General features: G+C 68.0%; 3 protein-coding genes. All 3 read right to left on the bottom strand.

The genetic code is table 11. From position 1 onward, the window contains the following. Positions 1 to 123: 123 nt before the first annotated feature. Entirely contained in the window at positions 124 to 927 is an 804-nt protein-coding gene (locus BJF79_RS35545; protein WP_075904010.1) for an ABC transporter permease, read from the bottom strand. Beyond that, a complete protein-coding gene (locus BJF79_RS63250) occupies positions 924 to 1,511 on the bottom strand; it encodes an ABC transporter permease (protein WP_316043503.1) in 588 nt (195 codons plus the stop codon). The genes BJF79_RS35545 and BJF79_RS63250 overlap by 4 nt, the downstream gene beginning before the upstream one ends. A 184-nt stretch (positions 1,512 to 1,695) precedes the next feature. After that, positions 1,696 to 2,670, bottom strand: a complete 975-nt coding sequence (locus BJF79_RS35555; protein WP_075904012.1) for an ABC transporter substrate-binding protein — start codon at positions 2,668 to 2,670, stop codon at positions 1,696 to 1,698. Between the last annotated feature and the right edge of the window lie 412 nt (positions 2,671 to 3,082).

Raw genomic sequence — 3,082 nt, forward strand, 5'->3', positions numbered from 1 at the left:
CCGTCGGCGACCGTGAGGTCGAGGCCGTCCAGGACCCCGTGATCGCCGGAGTAGGAGTGCGTCAGGCCGGTTATCTCGAGCATCGCGGCTGCCGTTTCTGTGTGAGCGTGGAAAAGGTCATCGTCAGTTCTCGAGCCTCTTGGCCCCGGCGTGCCAGGCCAGCAGCCGCCGTTCCAGCAGCATGAAGACGGCGTTGAACAGGAACCCGAGGATGCCGAGCATGACGATCCCGGCCCACATCCGCGGCAGCTCGAACTGGCGCTGCGCGTCCAGCAGCTCGGTTCCGATGCCGACGGTGCTGCCGAGCAGCTCGGACAGCACCATCAGGATCAGCGCGAACGACAGTGCCACCCGGAGCCCGGCGAAGATCTTCGGCGCGGCGGACGGCAGGATGATCGTCGTCATCCGGCGGGTCCGGGAGATGTTGAAGACCCGCGCGGTGTCCAGTTGCAGCGCGTCCACGGAGCGGACGCCGTCCGAGGTGTTCAGCAGCACCGGCCAGATCACGCCGAACGCGATCGTCACGATCCGCATGGTGTCGCTGATCGAGAACACCAGGATGAAGAACGGCAGCAGCGTGGGCGGCGGGACCGCCCGCAGGAACTGCAGCACCGGGTCGAACAGGTCGGACAGGACCCGGGACCGGCCGATGGCGGCGCCGATCACCACGCCGACGACACCGGCGGCGGCCCATCCGACGAACAGGTTCTGCAGGCTGCTGGAGAAGTCCTCGAGCGCGTCGTCCGACAGGAACAGGTGCGACGCCGGGCCGGAGAACCAGATCTCCTTCAGCGTCCGGACGATCTCCGAGGGCGGCGGGAAGTAGGTCTCGTTCACCGCCCGGGTGACGATCTCCCAGAGCGCGATCACGAGGGCGACGAGCCACACGCGGGAGAGGAGAGCGCCTCCCAGTTTCAGCGCGTTCATGAGACCCCCTCCACCCGTGCCGTGTTCCAGCGGAACGCGATCCGCTCGATCGCGAGCAGCAGGCCGTTGGCCAGCAGCCCGAGCAGGCCCGCCCAGAACGCCCCGGCGAGCAGCAGGTCGGTGCGGCCGCCGCCCGACTGGGTGTCGGAGAGGTAGATGCCGATGCCGTCCCAGCCGCCGGCGAACAGCTCGGTGCTGATCACGACGACGAGGGCGACGGACGCGGCGATCCGGACGCCGGTGACGATGAACGGTGCGGCGCTCGGCAGCGACACCCGCCACAGCACCGACGGCGTCCCGAATCCGAAGCTGCGGAGCGTCTCCTTGGCGACGGGGTCGACGTCGCGGAGGGCGTAGAGGGTGTTGATGAGGATCGGCCACAGCACGCGTAGAAGATCAGCGACATCTTCATCTGCAGCGGATCGGCGAACAGGATGATGGCGAGCGGGATGAGCGCGACCGACGGGATCGGGCGGAGCAGCTCGACCAAGGCCCGCGACGCGGTGTCGAGCAGCGGGACCGAGCCGAGCAGCACGCCCAGCGGGACCGCCACGAGCACCGCGAGCGCGAGCCCGCCGAGCCACGCCTGCAGGGAGGCGCCGACGTCGACGAGGAAGTCCTCGTCGACGGCCAGCTTGCCCGCCTCGGTCAGGACGGTCGTCATCGGGGGCAGCGCGTCGCGGTCCAGGAGGCCGGCACGGCTGACGCCCTCCAGGACCGCGAGCACCCCGATACCGCCGGCCGCGCCGAGCGCGATTCGGCGAAGGTTCATGAAGCCTGCGCGATGAGCGTCTTGATGTCGACCTTCTCGTCGATGTACCCGAACTCCTGCATGAGGTCCGGCACCTTCTGGAGACGCGCGGGGTCCAGCGCGGTCGGGTAGCTGCCGTAGCTCATCGTCGAGGCGACCTGGGCGTCGATCTTGGCGTACTTGGGCAGGATGTCCTGGACGACCTTGCGGTCCTGGCACTCGCCCGCGGCTTTCTGCAGGGCGCGCTGGAACGCCGCGACCGTCTTCGGGTTCTCCTTCACGAACTTCTCCGTGGAGGCGTAACCGGCGATCGGGAAGTCGGCCGTGGCCCCGCTCGACAGGTCCGCGATCATGCGGGCGCCGAGCGACTGCTGCATCTGGGTGCCGAACGGCTCGATGGCCTGGACGGCCTCGACGCTCTCGGACTTGAGCGCCTGCTCCATGTTCGGCGGCGGGACCTCGACGAAGACGTCCTCGGGGAACGTCACGCCCTTGGGCTTTCCGGCGGCCTCCACCATCAGCGTGCTGATGTTCTTCTTGGTGTTGACGCCGATCTTCTTGCCCTTGAGGTCCTCGATGGAGTGGTACGGGGAGTCCTTTCGGACCATCAGGGTGTGCGTCTTCGGGCCGCTCAGGAAGCCCTCGGCGACGATCTTCGGTTTGAAGCCCGGGTCCTTGACGGACGCGGTGACCAGCGAGACGAAGTTGCCGAAGCTGATGTCGAGGGCGCCGCTCTTCAGCTTGGGAATGGCCTCCGCGCCGCCCTGCACGGTCTGCAGCCTGACCTCCAGGCCCTCGGCCTCGAACAGCCCCTTCTCGATGGCGACCTGGACCGGCGCGGTGTCGGCGACGGTCATGGTGCCGAGGGTGAGCCTGGAGGTTTCCAGACCGTTGGCGGACGGTTCGTCGTCGCCGCCGCAGGCGGCGCCGGTGAGACCGACCGCGACGGCGAGCGCGCCGGCGAGGACCGCGCGGCGATGTGTGACTGGCATGCGCAACGCTCCGTTTGGGGGTACCGGGCTGAAAGTCGATCTTTCAACGAGCGGGGAGCGTAGCGCACTGTAGACACAATGTGGGTGATTTGTCTTGTTTACACGGACCAATGGGGGGATGTGTAAACAAGCTGTGACATTGATTTCTGCTGTATCGCAAGCCGGTCGAACGAAGACGCCGGCGCCCGTTCGGGCGCCGGCGTCGACTCGCTTCGCTTTGCTTCGTTCCGGTCTCCGCTCAGGAGTCCTTTTCCGGGGAGTCCTCGGCCTTCGCCTTGGTGACGGGGCCGTCTTCCGCGTCGTCGTCGACCTTCTCGGCGTCCGGTTCGTCCTTGTCGGCGCCCTTGCCGGTGGCGGGTGCGGCGCCGGGGACCTTGGCGCCGCCGCGTACGAGTCGTCCGACTTCGGCGCG

This window comes from Actinomadura sp. CNU-125 (assembly GCF_001942465.1).
Taxonomy (GTDB): domain Bacteria; phylum Actinomycetota; class Actinomycetes; order Streptosporangiales; family Streptosporangiaceae; genus Spirillospora.

Coding starts and splice junctions, on each gene's coding strand:
- BJF79_RS35545 (WP_075904010.1), bottom strand. CDS start 927: ATGAACGCGCTGAAACTGGGAGGCGCTCTCCTCTCCCGCGTGTGGCTC.
- BJF79_RS35555 (WP_075904012.1), bottom strand. CDS start 2,670: ATGCCAGTCACACATCGCCGCGCGGTCCTCGCCGGCGCGCTCGCCGTC.